Raw genomic sequence first — 18,822 nt, forward strand, 5'->3', positions numbered from 1 at the left:
CATCCCCATCATTCCTTTGTTCAACCCAACGCTCGAATAAATGAACGGACAGAAGACGACCATTGAGTACGACGATCGTATCGTGCGCATGTTCATGATTGCCTCCATCTTCTGGGGCGCGGTCGGCATGCTTGTCGGCGTCATCGTCGCCACCCAGCTCAATTTCTGGAGGGTCAACTTTGATCTCCCCTGGCTGACTTTCGGCCGGCTGCGACCCCTGCACACCAACGCGGTCATCTTCGCCTTTGTCGGCAATATGATGTTCGCGGGCATCTACCACTCGACCCAGCGCCTGTGCAAGGTCCGCCTCGCCTCTGATTTTCTCTCCAAACTCCATTTCTGGGGCTGGCAGCTGATCATCGTGGGTGCCGCCATAACCCTGCCCCTCGGTCTGACCCGATCGAAGGAGTATGCCGAACTGATCTGGCCGATCAATATCGCGGTCGCCGTGATCTGGGTGGTCTTCGCCGCCAACTTCTTCTGGACGCTGGCCAGACGCAACGAGAAGTCACTCTACGTCGCCCTCTGGTTCTATATCGCGACGATTGTCACGGTGGCGGTGCTTTACATCGTCAACCATCTGTCGATTCCGACCAGCCTGGTCCACAGTTACGGGGTTTTCGGAGGGGTCCAGGATGCCCTCGTCCAATGGTGGTACGGCCACAACGCGGTGGCCTTCTTCCTCACCACTCCGATCCTCGGGATCATGTACTATTACCTGCCGAAGGCGGCCCAGCGACCGGTCTATTCCTACCGGTTGTCGGTGGTCCACTTCTGGTCCCTGGTCTTTCTTTACATCTGGGCGGGCCCGCACCACCTCATGCACACCGCTCTGCCGCATTGGCTGCAGTCGCTCGGCATGGTCTTCAGTCTCATGCTCTGGGCGCCGTCCTGGGGCGGCATGCTCAACGGTCTGCTCACCCTCCGGGGAGCCTGGGACAAGCTGCGGACCGATCCCGTTCTCAAGTTTCTCGCCGCGGGCGTCACCTTCTATGGCATGTCGACTTTTGAGGGGCCCCTGCTCTCGATCAAGTCGGTCAACGCCCTCGGCCATTACACCGACTGGATCATCGGGCACGTCCATGGAGGGACTCTCGGGTGGAACGGCTTCATGGCGGCAGGCATGTTCTACTGGCTGGCCCCGCGCCTCTGGAACACCAAGCTCCACTCGGTCGCCATGGCCAATATGCATTTCTGGCTCGGGCTGGTCGGCATCCTTCTCTACGTCGCCTCGATGTGGGTCTCCGGGATCACCCAGGGCCTCATGCTCAACGGAACAACCGAGGGCGGTGCGCTGCTCGCTTACCCGAATTTCCTCGAGACCCTCAATTCAATCCGGCCCCTCATGGCCACCCGCATCATCGGTGGCACCCTCTACCTCGTGGGCTGGTTCATGCTGATCTGGAATATCTGGAAGACCGCAAAGAGTGGCTCGCCGGTCAACGGTACGGTCGAGGTCTACATTGAGGAGAAGGATCCGGCCGACAAGATGACACTATTCGGCACATTCGTGAATGCGCCTTTCGTTTACAGCTTCCTCATCATCGTCCTGGCCATGACCTGGGCCTTTGGACGCGACTGGATCTCCCTGGTCTCGATGATCCTCCTCTTTCTCACCTGCATCATCGCCTTCATCCACCTTCAGCAGGGAGAGGACAACTGGGCGGCCTGGTACGACAAACTCCTCTCCAATTTCTTCCCGTTCACCGTCCTCGTTCTTCTCGCCATCCTCGTCGGCGGTGTCTTCCAGATTGTCCCGATGGTCACGGTGGGTCGTGAACGGGTGGTCGACGACCGGATCCAGGTGCCCTACACGCCACTCGAATTGGCCGGCCGCGACATCTATGTGCGCGAGGGCTGCTATACCTGCCATTCCCAAATGATCCGGCCGTTTGTCTCCGAGGTCCTTCGCTATGGAGATTACTCCCGGCTGGGCGAGAGCATCTACGATCATCCGTTCCAGTGGGGCTCACGAAGGACCGGTCCGGATCTCGCCCGGGTCGGCGGCAAGTATTCGGATATCTGGCACTTTCAGCACATGGCCGACCCGCGCAATCTGTCACCCGGATCGAATATGCCGCGCTATCCCTGGCTCTTCACCAGCGCCACCGATGTGGCCGCGTTGACCTCGAAGATCCGCGTTCAGCGCATCCTCGGAGTGCCCTATCCCGAGATGACGGCTGAGGACATTCAGGCCGATGTCAGCCGTCAGGCTGAAGCCATCGCTGCCGGACTTGCCACCGATGTGGATATCGCTCCGGACCGGGAGATCATCGCCCTGATCGCCTACCTTCAGCAAATGGGCAAATCCGAAGTGGCCACTCCGGGGGATCTGGCCGATACCCGTTAACCGCCGGACTGACTCCGAGCGATGTTTCAAAGAATCAACTACGAAGACTGGCAGATGCTCTACCCGATCGTCGGGTTCTCCATCTTTTTTCTCATATTCCTGGTGGCTGTCATCTGGATCATGAGAATGAAAAAGGAGAAGGTGGATCGGATGGGGCGGATGCCGTTGGATGACAGCGACGATCTGAACGCCCATGGCAAGAGAACCGAATAAACGCCCCCCGGAGGATTCCGTCCGCGAGCACACCTACGACGGCATCCAGGAATACAATAAGCGGCTGCCCAACTGGTGGCTCTTCACCCTCTACGGAAGTATTGTCTTCGGCTTCTTCTACTGGTTCTACTTCCACCGCAGCGGAGTCGGCACCTTCGACAAGGAGCAGCTCGCCCAGAAGCTTGCGGCGATCGAAGCGGCCAAGGAATCCGGGCAGGCGAGCATCCTTGACGATGACGGCCTCTGGGCCCTGAGCAAGGATCCCAAAGCGGTTGCTGCGGGTCAGGCCACCTTCGAAGCCAATTGCATTGCCTGCCATCTCAAGAGCCTGCGGGGCAAGGAGGAAAGCCCGACCGCGATCGGCCCCAGCCTGGTCGACTCCGAGTGGCTTTATGGAGGAGGCAAGCCGACCGGATTCAAGAATACCATCCTCCACGGGTCTCCCGATGTGACCAAGGGTATGGTGGCCTGGGAAAGTATTCTCGGCGATCGGCGGATTTCCGAGGTCGTCGCGTATATCCTGAGCCACCACGAGAGGGCGGAAGACGGGACGGCCCTCTGAGCGGCTGTCCTACGAGTGATGAAATGTGTCGTTTCTGACCAAACCCTGCGGGCCCGGGTACCTCGTCCCCGCCTTGCCCGGCGACCCAAAGCAATCTTCAGCGGCACGCTTCAGCGCTCGCAGGACAGCCGCTGAGGTTGCGGCCTCGGCCGATCCGGTTTAGAGGGAGGACTTACCATGGCTGCACCGAACATTCGACCGTCACGCGAATCCGTCACCACGATCAATGAGGATGGATCGCGGTTTTTTCTTCACCCGGCCGATGTTCGGGGTCGTTTCACTACCTGGCGCCGGGCAACGGCCCTCTTCCTGGTCGCTTTCTACGCTCTTCTGCCCTGGATTCCGGTCAACGGCTATCCGGCGGTCTTTCTCGACGTCCGCCAGCTCCAGTTTCACTTTTTCGGGCTGACCTTCGCCGCCCAGGATCTCTGGCTGGCCTTCTTCCTGATCAGTGGTCTCGGATTCACCCTGTTCTACCTGACCGCCTTCCTCGGTCGGGTCTGGTGCGGGTGGGCCTGCCCGCAGACGGTTTTTCTGGAGCATGTCTACCGCCGCATCGAGCGCTGGCTCGAGGGCGACGCGGCCAAACGCCGCCGGCTCGACCAGGCTCCGTGGAAAGCAGACAAGATCATTCGGCGCGGAGCAAAGCACCTGCTCTTCGTCATCGTCTCCCTTGCCATCACCCACCTCTTTCTTGCCTACTTCATCTCCATTCCAGAAGTCTGGCGGATGATGACGACGGCCCCGACCGACAATTGGGGAATCTTTGTTTTCGTCTTCATCGCCGCGGGCATTCTCTACTTCAACTTCGCCTGGTTTCGGGAACAGCTGTGCATCATCATCTGCCCCTACGGGCGCCTGCAATCGGCCCTCATCGACGATGACTCCATGGTCATCGGTTACGACGAACGCCGGGGAGAGCCGCGCGGCAAGGTCGGGGCGGAGGGCGTGGGGGACTGTATCGCCTGCAATCGCTGCGTGGCGGTCTGCCCGACCGGGATCGACATCCGGCAAGGGCTTCAGATGGAGTGTATCGGGTGCGCCAACTGTATCGATGCCTGCGATGAGATCATGGAAAAGGTTGGCCGGCCGAAAGGTCTGGTGCGTTACGATTCTCTCAACGGACTGGCCGGTCTGAAGACCCGGATCGTCCGGGCCCGTGTCGTTCTCTATACCGTTCTCCTCCTGATCGGCGCCACCGTCATGCTCTTCTCCTTCAGTCGCCTGAAGCCTGTTTCAGCGACGGCTTTTCGCATGCAGGGCGCGCCCTATATTGTCGATGATACTTCCGTTCGGAACCAGTACCTGGTCCGGATCGTGAACAAACGCAACCGCCCCGTAACCGTCTCCGCCCGCCCGGTGGCCGATGCTGCCGGACTGGCCTGGACCGGCCTGGACCAGCCCGTTACCGTCGACCCCAACAGCGAAGAGGTCCGCCCCCTCATCGTAACGGTGCCGCGGGCGCAATACGTCGGTCCCTTTCACCTCATGGTGGAATTGACGGATGAAGCCGGAGAGATTCGGATCGAACGGAAGGTTGAATTCCTCGGTCCCAATCCGAACCGCCTCCTGAAGTAAGATGCGCTGGTTTCTTGATCGCCCCTGGCTTCTCGCCGTTCTCGCCTTCGTCATCCTGATCGGCGCCTGGATCACCTTCTTCATTATCGCCGGTCGCAACGCCCCCGAACGCATTGAGGTCCCCTCCCGCGATCAAGGGGTTAAGCCGCAATGAAGGGGTCAGGCCGCTTTTTGTTGACGAATTCATGAATTTGTCAACAAAAAGCAGCCTGACCCCTTCTGGGATCAAGACCTGCAAACATTGTGGAAATCCCCTCGACGAAGCCACGGCTCCCGAGGCGGCGGAACGGGGTTTCTGCTGTTCAGGCTGCGAGTATGTCTACCGGCTGATTCACGGACAGAAACTGGACCGGTTCTATGAGCTGAGGGGCCGGACGGTGGATCCGGTCGGGGGCTACGTCTTCCGTCCCCGGGACACCCGATGGCTCAAGGGTCTGGCTCTCGAGGCGGAAAAGAAGGCTAAGGACCGGGCGGTTCTGACCCTGAGGGTCCAGGGAATCTCCTGCGTCGGGTGTGTCTGGCTGATCGAGAAGGTATTTCTGGATCGGGAGGGTGCGCGATTGGCCCGGGTCAACGCGACCGAGGGCACGGTGCGTCTCGAATGGGTCCCGGGTCAACTGGACGTGCCGGCCTTTGCCCTCGATCTCCAGCGTTTCGGCTATCTGCTCGGTCCGGCCGGTGGGGCCACCCGGGGCGAAAGCAGTCGGTTGACCATGCGTCTGGGCATGTGTGCGGCGTTCGCCATGAATGCCATGCTCTTCACCCTCCCGGTCTACCTCGGGATGACGCCGGATTTCTGGTTCGCCTGGCTCTTCAGCGCCCTCGCGTTCGCCTTTTCCACCATGGCGCTGATCGTGGGCGGATCGTACTTCTTCCGGCGCAGCCTGACCGGCCTTCGCCATGGGGTCATTCACATCGATCTGCCGATTTCGCTCGGTCTGATCTTTGCCTACGCCGGATCGCTCTACGGATGGATCACCGGAACGGAGGGGATGGTCTACTTTGATTTCGTGGCCACCTTCAGTTTTCTCATGCTGGTCGGGCGGTGGACCCAGCAGGTGGCGGTCGAACGCAATCAGAGGCGCCTGCTCGATGCGACCATGGGTCTTCCGCGTGTCGAGCGGGTGGGAGGATCCGGCGAGGCCGGCACGGAGGAGGTCTCGGTTGAAGATCTGGGCCCGGGGGATATCTACCGGCTGGAGCCCGGACAGGCCGTCCCGGTCTGTTCCCAATTGCGGGTGTCGGATGCGTCCTTTGGACTCGACTGGATCAGCGGTGAATCCGAAGCCCGCGCCTCGCGAGTCGGCCAGCTTGTCTCGGCCGGGGCGATCAACCTGAGCCCGACCGCAATCGAGATGCAGGCGGTTGAAGTCTGGGATCAGTCGCTTCTGTCCCGATTGCTGGCGGGAGGTGAATCTGGAGAAAGGGGCGATCCCCTCCTCGAGCGCATCATTCGAATCTACCTGATTGCGGTGCTCGCCTTGGCGGCAGCCGGAGGCGGGGCCTGGTTCGTCCTTGCCGGAGATAGCGGACTGGCCCTTCGGGTGGCCGTATCCGTCCTGGTTGTTTCCTGTCCGTGTGCTCTGGGTGTGTCCCTGCCCCTGCTCGATGAGATGGCAACCGCCCGGATGCGTCGATTCGGGGTTTATGTGCGGGCCGAGCATGTCTGGCAGCGGCTCCGACGCGTCACCAGGGTGGTTTTTGACAAGACCGGAACACTCACGCTCGAATCTCCCATTCTTCTGAATCGCGCGGAACTCGGGAGACTGGATTCCGCCGATCGGGAGGCCTTGGGAGCCATGGTCCGGGAGAGCCGTCATCCGGTGGCGTCGTGCCTCCGCGAGGCACTCCTCGCCGACGGTTGGATTGACGGACGGAGCCAGGTTCGTGGTGATTTGGAGGAAGAGGTGGGGCAGGGACTGATCTGGAGGGACGGTGAACACGAATGGAGACTGGGTCGTCCGTCCTGGGCTGTCTTCGGAAACACCGGGTCGCCGGTGCCGGCCGGCGACGAGGTTCGCACCGTGTATTCCAGGGACGGTCGCGCCTTGATTGGATTCATCATTCGGGACGAAGTCCGACCCGGTGCACGCAGCGAGGTGGCCGCACTGCTTGCCATGGGTTACGAGATCCGTGTCCTCAGCGGCGATCGCCGATCATCCGTTGAGTCCATGGTTCGTGGACTCGGCCTGCCGGAGACACATGGTCTGGCCGAGCAGTCGCCGCAGGAAAAGGCCGATTGGGTGCGGAATCACGATGCCCGCCGGATCCTCATGATCGGGGACGGGGCCAATGACAGCCTGGCCTTTGACGCCGCCGGCTGCCGGGGCACTCCGGCCATCGACCGGGGCCTGTTGGAGCAGAAATCAGACTTTTTCTTCCTCGGCCGGAGCCTTTCCGGGATTCGGAGGCTGATGGAGACGGCCCGCCGGCATGGACGGGTCGCATCGGCCATCCTGGTCTTTGCGATCCTTTACAACCTGGTCGCGGTCGCCTTTTGCCTGGCCGGTCGGATGAATCCGTTGCTCGCGGCCGTCCTCATGCCGCTGAGCGCGCTGGTGTCGCTGGCCATCGCGGCGTGGGGAATGTCCCGTCAGGATTCCGCCAATACAATGATCGTGTCGGATTGACCGAGCTCGAAGGTGGAAGCCCTCCCGGGGTTGAGGACATATTCGGCCCGGATGGGGCCACCCTTTGCCCCCAGTCTGAGTCCGAGGGCGATCTCGCCCCGAATGCAGGCCGCAGCCTGCATCGCCGCGAAGGTGGTCCGCTCCGGTCCAAGTCCGTATTCGGCGGGTGAGCGAAAGACGATCTCGGATCCGCCGGCTCCGAAGAGCTGGTCGAAAATGGCACGGAGCTCGCGTCGCACCGCGACCTGGCAGAGCATATAGCTGATCAGGCTGGGACCGATCACGAGTTCGATCTCCCGATCGCGAAAGAGTTCCGCGTTCGTCGGATCCATCAGCTCGAGCACGATGTGAGGCCGGGTGACCGAAGACCCGAAAATCTCCTCCAGGACGAGATATCCAAGCAGGGTGCGGGCGTCCGATTCGGATTCCGAGCCCGCGAGGGTACTCGCCAGCAACAGGATTGAGTCATAGGTCTCCGGTCGGTGGGCACGCAGTTGGGCCGGGTCGACATATTCACCCTCGATCTGGCGGATCATCACATTCGCGTTGCCGTCCGGTATCTGCTGCAGACGATCGGCGCCCGCAACCCGGGAGATGATGTCGACGACGAACGACTCCTCGGTGTATTCGCGGAATTCCTCGATCAGGGCGATGGCGTGTGGGTTCCAGCCAAGGATGAGGACGCGGCGTTCCGAGCGTTCCCGTCGCGTCGGGCGGACCGGGGACGAGAGGCTGTTTCCCGTTTGCTTCAGGTCGCCGACCTGCGGGGCGGCACATTCGTAACTGGGTGCGATGGAGAAGACCAGATCACCCGGCTTGAGAACGAAGCCGTCGCCCGGATTGAGGTGTGGGTGGAAGACTCCCTGGTCCTGGTGGACGATTCCGAGGGGAATCGCCCGTTCCATCGCCGCCCGGACCTCACCGAACGTCCGCCCGGCCAGTCCGGTCGCCCGGCGGACATAGAGGCGTTGCGGACCCGAGGCGTTGAGCAGCCTCCGGGAAAGCCGGGCGACGCCGGGCTCCCGGATCGCCTGGGCAAGGATTCGACAGACAATGCGGTCGCTGGCCAGGATCTCGGTTGGCCCGGAGTAGGCGCGTTGCGCAAGCGCGATGTGACGGGCATCCTCGATTTCGGCGACGATGAGGGGCAGGGTGTCATTGGAGGTATTCCGATGAAAGACGGAGGCGGAGTAGAGGATCTTTATGGTCCGCTGGTCGGCGTCGCCGCGGTCGTCGGCGTAGTCGTCCGAGGGAAGTACCACGGCCGCCGCATTGAGAAAATCGACCCGCTTCAGGTGGTCCATCTGGAGCGCACTCCCGGTCCGGAAAATGATCTGACCCTCCGACCAGCGACGCCCGAGCCGCTGTTTCAGATCCTCCACCAGGGCGGGCGTCACCTTTTCGGCCAGCACGACGAGTCGCAGGCGCGAGGCCTTCCGGACTTCCAGGAATCGCTTGACCCGTCCTTCCCCGGCGAGGAAGTCCATGATGATCGACGGGGTGCGATTGGTCCAACCGAGGATGAGGATGTGATTGCGCTGGGCGATCGGGGTCAGACCGCTCTCCAGGCGGGTGATCGTCGTGTTCAGCCACTGGGTCATGATGGCGATGAGCGACCCCATGAAGACGACATAACCCAGGATGGTCACAACTGTGGCGATGCTCCGCAGAACGACGCCCTCATCGTCTCCGAGGTAGCCGGGATCGGTCAGGCGCAGGAAGGCCCACCAGACGGCATCCCAGGGATTGGGAAATGAGCCGGTCGAGAGGTAGGCGAATCCCCCTGCGGTGAGCGAAATCAGGACGATCGCTCCGGCGATGACGGCGAGCCGGGAGAGGGTGCCTCGGAGGATCAGACGTTCGAGGATGAAGGTCAGGCGGTTGCCGAAGCGATTCATAAGCCGATCCATTGGTGTATCTGACTTCCGTGGGGTGGGGCGAGCGGTAAACTCCATCCCCCATTCCCGGTCGCTTGTCACGAAGGTTTCTGTTGGCGGTGCGCCCTGCGAAAAAGTTTGCGAATGTTACATTCAGGTTACAATGTCACCTTGTTGTCACAAACTGCGTGTTTGGGACGATTGGAGACGTGAGCCGTGAACCACCCCGCAATTATCCTGATCGCTTCGCTCCTGCCGCTTTCGGCGCTGGCCTCCTTTGATCCGATCGAGCTGCCCACGGATGTCTCCAGGGTCATCGTCCTTGAGACACCCGAGCCCACCCCGGTGGATGCGGATCTGTTGGATTATCCCGCCCATCTGGTTTATCGAATCACCCCTGAATATCCGAGGGAGTTGAAGGCCCGGGGGATCATGGGTTATGTCGAGGTCGAGATCGTCGTCGATACCATCGGCCGGGTCTGCAAAGCGGAAGTCATCAAGGCGGATTATCCGGATTTTGCCGAAGCCGCGCTCCGGGCGACCCGTGAATGGATCTTCGAGCCGGCGCTGATCGAGGGGCTTCCCGTTGCGGTCAAAGTGACGGTGCCCTTCCGGTTCATCATCCCCAGTCTTTTGGCCCAACGCTGAACGCTTTTCCCGCGCTCACCGAAGGTTCATTCGATCGGATTGCGGAAGACAAAGAGGACGGGGCGATGATCGTCCGGGTCGCCGGCCCGCGCGCCTTCATTGTTGTCGATCAGGACGAGGATTTCCCGGTCATTGATGGCCAGTCCTTCCGCCAGTCCATAGGTGCGGTCGGCGTATCTCCATTCGGGTGCGTTTACAGTCTTTTCGTAGGACCAGGATTCGCCGATTTGAAATCGATCCCCATCGGGCAGGAGTTCGGTGACGAGGTGCAGGTTTCGCTCAAGCACAAAAAGTCGGCCGCGCCACTGGCACAGGTCCGAGAAGTCGAGGGTGCGGCCTTTGGGAACCATCCGGTCTGGATCCTCCATCTGCCAAGCTTCGATTGACGCGGATTCATCGTCCGCCCGGACCCGGATCAGCCCGCGCGGTTGGCGTTCGCTCGCCAACAGGTATTCACCGTTTTCGAGCAGGACGATTCCCTCGAGATCGCCGCCCCTGGTGGCGAAGAGTCCGGCCTTCAGCCCTACGGGCTTCAGGTCCGGGGTTGTCCATCGGGCCTGCCCCGAGCCATCGACGATCAGCGCCCGGAAGGACGTTTCGGAGACAAGGTGAAATCGTCCGGACGGATCGACGCAGATACCTTCGAGGTCGAGGTTGAAGTCGGGCGGGGTACCCTCAGGTGGGAGAAACTCAAGGGCAGGCCGGAAGCGGGCGCTGTCGGCCTCCCGGAGCACCTGGAAGATGGTATGGGGATGCTTGTCGCACACCGCATAGAGTTCTCCCTCGCGGAAAACCAGGCCGGATGGTTGCAGGTGGGCCGGTCCTTCGATCGGGAGAGCTTCCAGTAGGGTGAGTTCCGGGTGCGTTTCTGCGAAGAGCAACCGGGGTGAGACGCCGGTCCAGAGAATCAGAAAAACAGTCAGGGCGCTCTTCATCGAGGTTCCTCCGGTCTTGTTCGGGCATCCGCACACGAATTGGAGGAATCCCGGGCCGATCACGATCCCCGGTTCTCCAGGATCCGCGCCTTGAGCAGAGTGCAGCGCTGCCGGCTGTCGCTGTTGCGCACCGCCATGGCATAGGCTGCGGATTCGCCGACCACGATGACCCGTTTTTTCCCCCGGGTGATCGCGGTGTAGAGGAGATTGCGCTGCAGCATCATGAAATGGCTCTTCAGGAGCGGCACGATGACCGCCGGGTACTCACTCCCTTGGGACTTGTGGATGCTGATCGCGTAGGCCAGGCTGATGTCAGTCAGGTCGCCGCGGTCAAATTCGTGGCTGTCTCCGTCGAAGTCGGCCTGGAAGGTTCCGCTCTCGGGATCAACCGAAGTGATCGACCCGATATCACCGTTGAAGAGTCCCTTGTCGTAGTTGTTCCGGGTCTGGATGATCTTGTCGCCCACGCGGAACTCGCCGAAACCGGTCTTGAGGGTCGGTAGGCCCCGGCTGGTCTGTCGACCGGCGAACAGGGTTTGCATCTCGCGATTGAGGTTGCCGACTCCGACCGGGCCGCGGTGCATCGGCGCCAGCACCTGGGTGTCGGCGATCGGGTCCAGATGGAAGCGTTGAGTGATGGTGGAACGCAGCAGGCCGAGGACCTTTTGCAGGCAATCCTCGGCGGAAACAGCCGAGAGAAACCAGAGATCGCCGCTTTCGTCGATGTCTTCGGGTTTGTCCACGGTCGGAGGGAGGATGACTTCGCCGCGGTTGATCGCATGGGCGGCGGTCACGATCAGGCTGTGGGCCTGTTGCCGGAAGATGACCCGGAGGCGCACCACCGGAACCACCGCGCTGGCAATCAGGTCGTTGAGGACATTGCCGGCGCCAACCGAGGGCAATTGGTCGATGTCGCCGACCAGCACGAGGTGGGCGGATGAGGGCATCGCCTGAAAGACCGCTGCGGCCATCCGCGCATCCAGCATGCTGGCCTCATCGACGATCAGGAAATCAGTGTTCAGCGGTTGGGATTGATTGACCGTGAAACCGCCCCGGGCCGGCTCGAACTTGAGCAGGCGGTGGATGGTCTGGGCGAAGCCTCCGGTCGTTTCGGCCAGTCTTTGGGCCGCCCGGCCGGTGGGCGCGGCCAGATGGACCCGGACTTTCTTGGCTTTCAGGATCTCGACCAGGGCGCGCAGGATGGTTGTCTTCCCGGTACCGGGTCCTCCAGTCAGGACGAAGAGCTTGTGGGAGAGGGCTTCGCGGATGGCCTGTTCCTGATCGGGGCTGAAGGGGAAGCCCGCCCGTTGCTGCGCCCAGGCCACCGCGGCATCGATCCGGATGGGAGGGAGGCCGGATCTGACCGCGCCAAGGCGTCGGACGGAGTCGGCGATCCGACCCTCGGCGCGCTCGGAGAGCGGCAGCTGGATGAAACGGCCGGACGGGTTGTCCTCGCTTGATGGATACCGGACAAACACCCGTTCGCTGACGAGGGCCTGGCACCGCGCGACGAGGAGTTGGCGGTCGGTCTGGAGCATCTCGGCCGCGCGGTCGAGCAGCTCGTCCTCGCGGAACGCGGTGTGTCCCTCCTCCTCGAGCGCCTGCATGGCATAAACGAGGCCCGCATCGAGACGCGGCGGACTGTCGTTGGCGAATCCCAGATTGATCGCGATGCGATCGGCCGTCTTGAAACCGATCCCGTCGATCTCGCGGGCCACCCGGTAGGGTTCCTGCTGGAGAACGGTGCGTGCCTCGGAACCGTAGGTCTTCACGATGCGCAGGCATTGGGAGACGCTGACTCCGTAGGTTTGCAGGAAGACCATGACCTCCCGAAGGGCGCTCTGCTCGTCCCAGGCGGACTTGATCGCCGCGGCCCGTCCTTTTCCGATGCCCGGGACCTTGCGCAGCAGGGCGGATTCCTCGCTGATCACCCGGAGGGTGTCCTCACCGAACTGATCGACGATTTTGTTGGCGTAGACTTTCCCGATGCCGGGAACCAACCCGCTGCCCAGATACTTGCGGATGCCGTAGACGGTGGCTGGAAGCTCGGACGAGAACGACTGCACTTTGAACTGGTCGCCGTGCTGGGGATGCCGGACCCAGGCGCCTTTCAGCTTCAGGGTCTCGCCACATTGAACACCCGGGAGGGCGCCCACGATGGTCGTCTTGTTCTGTCCATCGCCCGGCCGGAACTCGGCGATGCAGTAGTGGTTCTCCTCGTTGAAGAAAATGATACGCTCAAGAACACCCTCGAGGGTCTCGTCTGCGGTTGGCGCGTGCCCGGACATCGTTTACCGAGTTCAGCCTTCACACCGGACGGGCTCAATCTCGATCCGGAAGACCGACCGCGCCAGTTCAAACATGTCCGGATGAACACCGTCAGCCCCCGCCGCGATCAATTCGTCCCTTGTGTGGGTGCCCGTCGTCACGCAATAGGCGGGGCGCGAAACACAGTGGGCGGCCTCGATGTCGAAGGGGGAGTCGCCGATGAAGACGACCTCCTCCCCAGGGACCGAAAGTCGGTCGAGGACCGCCCGGCTGAATTCCGGTTGGGGTTTCCGGTAGGGCGTGTCATTGGCTCCCAGCACGAACTCAATCATCGGATCCAGGCCAAGATGGGTGCAGATCCGCCGACTCTGGTCACCGATTTTGTTGGTGAAAACGGCCAGGCGGGCACCCCGGCGGTGAAGTTCCTCGACGAGAGCGAGACTGCCCGGCAGCATTGTCACGTCCTCGAGAAAGATCTCATCGAAATGCCGGCGCCAGATGGCGACGGCCTCCTGCATATGTTGCTGCCCGACAAAATGCCCCATCGTCACTTCCATCGATCCCCCGACCGATCGTCGGACTGTTTCAAAATCGGGCACCGCGAGGCCGAGTTTTCCCAAGGTGTGAACGTAGCAGCGATGCAGGACGTTGAAGTGGTCGAGCAGGGTTCCGTCGAGGTCAAAGAGGACGCCTTGAGGCTGAAAAGTCATGCGGGAAGAGCAATGACGCCATCGCTCGCGAAACGGAAGCGCGAAATGGAACCGCCGGGACGGTCATACGGCCGAACTCGCCGACCGGGTAGCCTCTTGCCCGCTGTCCTGATCGGCGGTCTCGCCGCCATGATCTCCGGCTGCACCACTCCGGTTGCGCCGGAAGAGATCCAGTTGCATACGGTCAGTTCCGAATCGGTGGGACCGGTGACGTTGGCTGCGGGTGCGGGAGTGCCCATCACTTTTCAGCTGGCCGTCGAGGAGCATCTCGATCGACCGGAACTTGCGGTTCGGTCCGGCGCGCAGATTCAGTACTCCGAACGCAATCAATGGGCGGAGCCCCTTGAGGATGGACTCGGCCGTCTCCTGCGAACCCGTCTGGCCGCCACGCCGGGTGTCAGTCGAATCGTGGCTTCCGGAGGCGCTCCCGGTTCTCCCCCGCGCGTGGCCGTCACCGTCGTGGTGGACCGATTTGAAGGGGACGTGTCTCTAGGAGGTCCCGGCCGCGCGGTGGTTGATGCCGGATGGCGGATTGCGCCCTACGGTCAACCTTCGGCCTCGGCCCTTGCTTCCGGGATCTACGTCCGGGAGGCGGAAGGCTGGGATGGTCGGGATTACGAGCGTCTCAAGATCATGTTGACCGAACTGGCCGACGATCTCGCCGACGCCGTCGCGACAAGCGTGAGCGAGAATATCGCGGGGATGGGTGGGTCGAAGGTTTTTCCCTGAGCTCCCACCCCGTTTGTTGCCCGAGGGCCGGACATTGCCCCGGGCTCTTCAGCCGCCCAGAGCCTTCATTACCCGCGCCACCGCCTTCTCGACATTTTCCCGACTGTTGAAGGCGCTCAGACGAATGCAGCCTTGGCCACATCGGCCGAAGCCGGATCCCGGGGTGCAGACAACACCGGCCTCATTGAGCAGACGATCAAAGAAGGCCCAGGAATCACCCCCCGTCTGTATCCAGATATAGGGCGCGTTGTCGCCGCCGACACAGGCCAGGCCGATCGACTCCATCGCGCGTCGGATGATCATGGCGTTTTCCAGATAGAAGTCCGTCAGCCGGCGGGTCTGGCTCTGCCCCTCCGGGGTATAGACCGCCTCGGCCGCCCGTTGGATCGGATAGGAGACACCGTTGAACTTGGTGGCATGGCGCCGGTGCCAGAGGGCATGGATATCAACCGGCTTCCCCTGGGCGTCGCGACCTTTCAGCGACTTCGGGACGACGGTGAAGGCGCAGCGGGTCCCGGTGAACCCGGCATTCTTCGAGAAGCTGCGGAACTCAATCGCGACCTCGCGCGCGCCTTCGAGCTCGAAGATCGATCTGGGAATCGACTCATCCCGGATGAACGCTTCGTAGGCGGCGTCGAAGAGAATGAGGGAACCGTGTTCGCGGGCGTAGTCGACCCAGACCTGCAGCTGCCCGCGGTTCAGGGTGGCCCCGGTTGGATTGTTGGGGTAGCAGAGGTAGATGAGGTCGACGGGCTCGGAGGGCAGGGCGGGCACGTAGCCGTTGGCGGCGGTCGCCTCAAGGTAAACCAGCCCTTCATAGCGTCCATCCTTCCAAGGACCGGTCCGGCCGGCCATCACGTTGGTGTCGACATAGACCGGGTAAACGGGATCAGGGACCGCGATCCGGATGTCCGTGGCGAAGATCTCCTGGATATTGCCCCCGTCACACTTGGAGGCATCACTGACGAAGATCTCGTCGGGAGATACCTCCGCACCCCGCGCCTGAAAATCATGGGTCGCGATGGCGGATCGGAGGAACTCGTATCCCTGTTCCGGACCATAACCCCGGAAGGTTGAGCGGTCGCCCATCTCGTCGACCGCCCGGTGGAAGGCGCTGATGCAGGCCGGAGGCAGTGGCTCGGTCACGTCGCCGATGCCTAGCTTGATCAGGGGCCGGTCGGGATTCTGCTGCTGGAAGGCGCTGACCCTCTTGGCGATATCGGAGAAAAGATAGGAAGCCTGGAGTTTCTGGTAGTGGGTGTTGATCGGAATCATGACGAAAAACGGGTGATTGCTTCAGAAGGGACTCTTCGTTTGGAACTTGCCTATAAGCGACAGCCGAATTGATTGTTCAAGCTCGGAGAAGGTTTCCGGAGGCTGATGGTCGGTCGGTGAAGTCATCGAAGGCATGAGAGTTTCTGGATCCGTTTTTCACAAAACCTCTGTCCGTCCCCTTTGTCCATGCAGATCATAGAGTCAGTCCTCGAGATGCAGTCGCAGGCCATCAGCCTGCGCTCCAAGAACCGGCTGATCGGTCTGGTGCCCACCATGGGCGCCCTGCATCAGGGACATATCAGCCTGATCGAAGCGGCCCGCGCGCAAGCGGATACCGTGGTGGTTTCGATCTTCGTCAATCCGACCCAGTTCGGGCCGAACGAAGACTTCGAAGCCTATCCACGGGACGTTGAAAAGGATATCGAGGTGTGTCGGGAGAAAGGAGTGGACATCGTCTTCCTGCCGGGGAAGGAGGAATTGTATCCGCAGGGATACTCCACTTATGTCCTTGAAGAGCGGCTGAGCACCGGACTCTGCGGGATTTCCCGCCCCCATCATTTTCGCGGGGTTCTCACCGTGGTCGCCAAGCTTTTCAATATTGTCCATCCCGATCTGGCGGTTTTCGGCCAGAAAGATGCCCAGCAGGCGGCCGTCGTCCGCAAGATGGTCGCGGACCTTCACTTTTTTGTCCAGATCCTCGTCTGCCCGACCGTTCGGGAACCGGACGGACTGGCCATGAGCTCGCGCAACCGGAAACTTCACTCGACCCAGCGCGGCGACGCTGCCGTCATCTACAAGGCGCTCAACGCGGCCAAGGCCCTCTACGACTCCGGTCATCACAATGTGGATCGGATCATCGCAGAAGTGACCCACACGCTTTCGACCAGTCGGAGGATCCGGGTCATCTACGCGGGCCTGGTCGATACCGAGACGCTCGAACCCCTCCGCGAGATCACTCCGGGCCGCAGCCTCCTGACCGTCGCCGTCTGGGTCGACGAAATCCGCCTGATCGACAATATCATTCTCTGAACCCCGTCGGGGACCGTCTTCCGTTTCCCCTTCGAAAAACTCCGTCCGCCCCTGCTTCGACCGCGTTCCCCATGCCCCTGGATTTCGATGTCATTGTGGTCGGATCAGGTATCGCAGGCCTCAGCTTCGCGCTGAAAGCGGCCGCCGCCGGCCGCCGGACCGCCATTCTCACCAAGAAGACCCGGGCGGAATCCAACACCAACTATGCCCAGGGAGGGATCGCCTGCGTGACCTCGGACACCGACGACTTCGAGAGTCACGTCCAGGACACCCTGGTGGCCGGCGACGGGCTCTGCCGCGAAGAGGTCGTCCGTTCAATCGTCCGGGACGGCCCGGGCCGGATCAGTGAACTGGTTGAATTGGGCCTGATGTTCAGCCGTGACTCCAGCGGTGGGTATTCGCTCGGACGCGAGGGCGGACATTCCGAACGGCGGATCCTTCACGTCAAGGACATGACAGGAAAGGCGATCGAGGAGGCCCTCCTGCGGGCGGTGGCGGAGAATCCGCTGATCGAGCTGATGGAGCATTTCTTTGCCATCGATCTGATCACGACCGGAAAGTTCGGGCTTGAGCGCGGACCCGACCGCGTGGTCGGCCTCTATGCGCTCGACGTGATCTCGCTCAAGGTGGAGACCTTCCGGGCCCCGGTGGTGATGCTTTCAACCGGTGGGGCGGGCCAGGTCTACCTCTTCACCACCAACCCGGACATCGCGACCGGAGACGGAATCGCCATGGCCTGGCGGGCCGGAGTCGAGATCGAGAACATGGAGTTCATCCAGTTTCACCCGACCACCCTGTATTCTCTGACCCATGACAGGTTTCTGATCAGCGAGGCGGTGCGTGGTGAGGGGGCCGTTCTCCGCAATCTCTCGGGTGAAGCCTTCATGGGTCGCTACCATCCCTCGGCCGATCTCGCCCCACGCGACGTGGTGGCGCGGGCCATCGACTCGGAGATGAAGAAGACCGGGGCGGCCCATGTCTGGCTCGACATCACCGGCCGGCCCGAATCACTCCTCCGCGACCGGTTCCCCCTGATTTTCGACCATTGTCTCAAACTCGGCCTCAATCTCTCGACCGACCGGATCCCCGTGGTCCCCGCCGCCCACTATACCTGCGGAGGGGTCGTCACCAATCTCAGGGCGGAAACCTCGCTCCCGGGTCTCTTTGCCTGCGGTGAGGTCGCCTCGACCGGCCTGCACGGCGCCAATCGACTGGCCAGCAACTCACTGCTCGAGGCGGTCGTCATGGCCGACCATGGTGCCCGGGCGATCGAAGACTACCTTAAGACAATGTCCGGACCGAGGCCGACGCTTCCCGATTGGGTGGCCGGCGATGCTCACGATTCCGACGAACAGGTGGTCATCGCCCACAATTGGGACGAATTGCGGAGGGCGATGTGGGATTATGTGGGCATTGTCCGCACGACCAAGCGCCTGGAACGGGCGCGCACCCGTATCCGGAACCTGAAACGGGAAATCCACGACTACTATTGGAACTTCCGAGTCGAACCCCGGCTGCTCGAATTGCGCAACCTCACCCAGACCGCCGAATTGATCGTGCAATGCGCTCTTCTGCGTGCCGAGAGCCGGGGGTTGCATTACACCCTGGATTATCCCGACAAATCCGACGTGGCGAAGGATTCCAGAGTCGATCGCGATCCGGAAGCCTACTGACCTCCCGGGGCATTGTGAATAACTTGGGAACAGTCCTCCTGAACCGCGATTTTTCAGGCTCTCCGGGTCATTGAGCGTCCGATGATCGTCTCGTTCCTCCGGCTGTTGAAGAAGCCGGCCGGCAGCGATCCGGATTGGCACGTGATCGCTTCAGGCCGGATCTCGAAAAATGCCTGTTGCCTGGCCCGGCAGGCGGCTGACGGACCCGAATTCGGGTTTTGGTGACAGTCTGATTGCAGATTTTCGGTTTGTTCAAGGGGATCTGTAAATAAAGGATATTGAAGAAGTTAGGAGTTTCGTAGGGGAAGTTTTGTCACATTGAGGTGACAATTCTCTCTTCAGAAC

Annotated in this window: 15 protein-coding genes; 10 read left to right on the plus strand and 5 right to left on the minus strand. The window is 61.6% G+C overall.

Annotated features, from left to right (window positions below):
- Positions 1-40: 40 nt before the first annotated feature.
- The 6 genes from ccoN (at position 41) to R3F07_03420 (ending at position 7,333) form a co-directional block, all read left to right on the plus strand.
- A complete protein-coding gene (gene ccoN / locus R3F07_03395) occupies positions 41-2,350 on the plus strand; it encodes a cytochrome-c oxidase, cbb3-type subunit I (protein MEZ5275409.1) in 2,310 nt (769 codons plus the stop codon).
- 21 nt (positions 2,351-2,371) lie between these two features.
- A complete protein-coding gene (locus R3F07_03400; protein MEZ5275410.1) occupies positions 2,372-2,563 on the plus strand; it encodes a cbb3-type cytochrome c oxidase subunit 3 in 192 nt (63 codons plus the stop codon).
- Entirely contained in the window at positions 2,544-3,125 is a 582-nt protein-coding gene (locus R3F07_03405; GenBank protein ID MEZ5275411.1) for a cbb3-type cytochrome c oxidase N-terminal domain-containing protein, read from the plus strand. Before R3F07_03400 ends, R3F07_03405 begins: the two co-directional genes overlap by 20 nt.
- Positions 3,126-3,302: 177 nt before the next feature.
- Positions 3,303-4,703 (plus strand): cytochrome c oxidase accessory protein CcoG, encoded by a 1,401-nt coding sequence (ccoG, locus tag R3F07_03410; protein MEZ5275412.1) that lies wholly within the window; start codon positions 3,303-3,305, stop codon positions 4,701-4,703.
- Position 4,704: 1 nt separating this feature from the next.
- Positions 4,705-4,857: a hypothetical protein gene (locus tag R3F07_03415; protein MEZ5275413.1), complete on the plus strand. Its 153-nt coding sequence runs from the start codon at positions 4,705-4,707 to the stop codon at positions 4,855-4,857.
- Positions 4,858-4,888: 31 nt separating this feature from the next.
- On the plus strand, positions 4,889-7,333 hold the full coding sequence (locus R3F07_03420; protein MEZ5275414.1) for a heavy metal translocating P-type ATPase metal-binding domain-containing protein: 2,445 nt from the start codon (positions 4,889-4,891) through the stop codon (positions 7,331-7,333).
- Here the strand turns inward: R3F07_03420 and R3F07_03425 are convergent.
- A complete protein-coding gene (locus R3F07_03425; protein ID MEZ5275415.1) occupies positions 7,297-9,231 on the minus strand; it encodes a hypothetical protein in 1,935 nt (644 codons plus the stop codon). The genes R3F07_03420 and R3F07_03425 overlap by 37 nt on opposite strands.
- A 195-nt stretch (positions 9,232-9,426) precedes the next feature.
- On the opposite strand from R3F07_03425, the gene R3F07_03430 reads away from it, so the two are divergent.
- Entirely contained in the window at positions 9,427-9,858 is a 432-nt protein-coding gene (locus R3F07_03430; protein ID MEZ5275416.1) for an energy transducer TonB, read from the plus strand.
- A 26-nt stretch (positions 9,859-9,884) separates the two neighbouring features.
- Here the strand turns inward: R3F07_03430 and R3F07_03435 are convergent, their stop codons facing one another.
- From R3F07_03435 to R3F07_03445, 3 genes are read right to left on the minus strand one after another with little or no spacing between them, the layout of a single operon-like run.
- A complete protein-coding gene (locus tag R3F07_03435) occupies positions 9,885-10,793 on the minus strand; it encodes a hypothetical protein (GenBank protein ID MEZ5275417.1) in 909 nt (302 codons plus the stop codon).
- Between the two features lie 59 nt (positions 10,794-10,852).
- The gene (locus R3F07_03440) at positions 10,853-13,081 is read right to left on the minus strand and encodes an ATP-dependent RecD-like DNA helicase (protein ID MEZ5275418.1); all 2,229 of its coding nucleotides are present in this window, start codon (positions 13,079-13,081) and stop codon (positions 10,853-10,855) included.
- A 12-nt stretch (positions 13,082-13,093) separates the two neighbouring features.
- The gene (locus R3F07_03445; protein MEZ5275419.1) at positions 13,094-13,771 is read right to left on the minus strand and encodes an HAD family hydrolase; all 678 of its coding nucleotides are present in this window, start codon (positions 13,769-13,771) and stop codon (positions 13,094-13,096) included.
- A gap of 96 nt (positions 13,772-13,867) precedes the next feature.
- On the opposite strand from R3F07_03445, the gene R3F07_03450 reads away from it, so the two are divergent.
- Positions 13,868-14,500, plus strand: coding sequence for an ABC-type transport auxiliary lipoprotein family protein (locus R3F07_03450; GenBank protein ID MEZ5275420.1), 633 nt, complete (start codon positions 13,868-13,870; stop codon positions 14,498-14,500).
- Between the two features lie 48 nt (positions 14,501-14,548).
- On the opposite strand, the gene R3F07_03455 is transcribed toward R3F07_03450, so the two are convergent.
- On the minus strand, positions 14,549-15,775 hold the full coding sequence (locus tag R3F07_03455) for an LL-diaminopimelate aminotransferase (protein MEZ5275421.1): 1,227 nt from the start codon (positions 15,773-15,775) through the stop codon (positions 14,549-14,551).
- 186 nt (positions 15,776-15,961) lie between these two features.
- Between R3F07_03455 and panC the strand changes: the two genes are divergently transcribed.
- Together panC and nadB are read left to right on the plus strand one after the other, a co-directional pair.
- The gene (gene panC, locus R3F07_03460) at positions 15,962-16,804 is read left to right on the plus strand and encodes a pantoate--beta-alanine ligase (protein MEZ5275422.1); all 843 of its coding nucleotides are present in this window, start codon (positions 15,962-15,964) and stop codon (positions 16,802-16,804) included.
- Between the two features lie 71 nt (positions 16,805-16,875).
- Positions 16,876-18,477 carry an L-aspartate oxidase gene (gene nadB / locus R3F07_03465; protein MEZ5275423.1) on the plus strand — a complete coding sequence of 534 codons (1,602 nt, stop codon included), beginning with the start codon at positions 16,876-16,878 and terminating at the stop codon, positions 18,475-18,477.
- The last annotated feature ends 345 nt before the right edge of the window (positions 18,478-18,822 follow it).

This window comes from Opitutaceae bacterium (assembly GCA_041395105.1).
Classification (GTDB): Bacteria; Verrucomicrobiota; Verrucomicrobiia; order Opitutales; family Opitutaceae; genus B12-G4.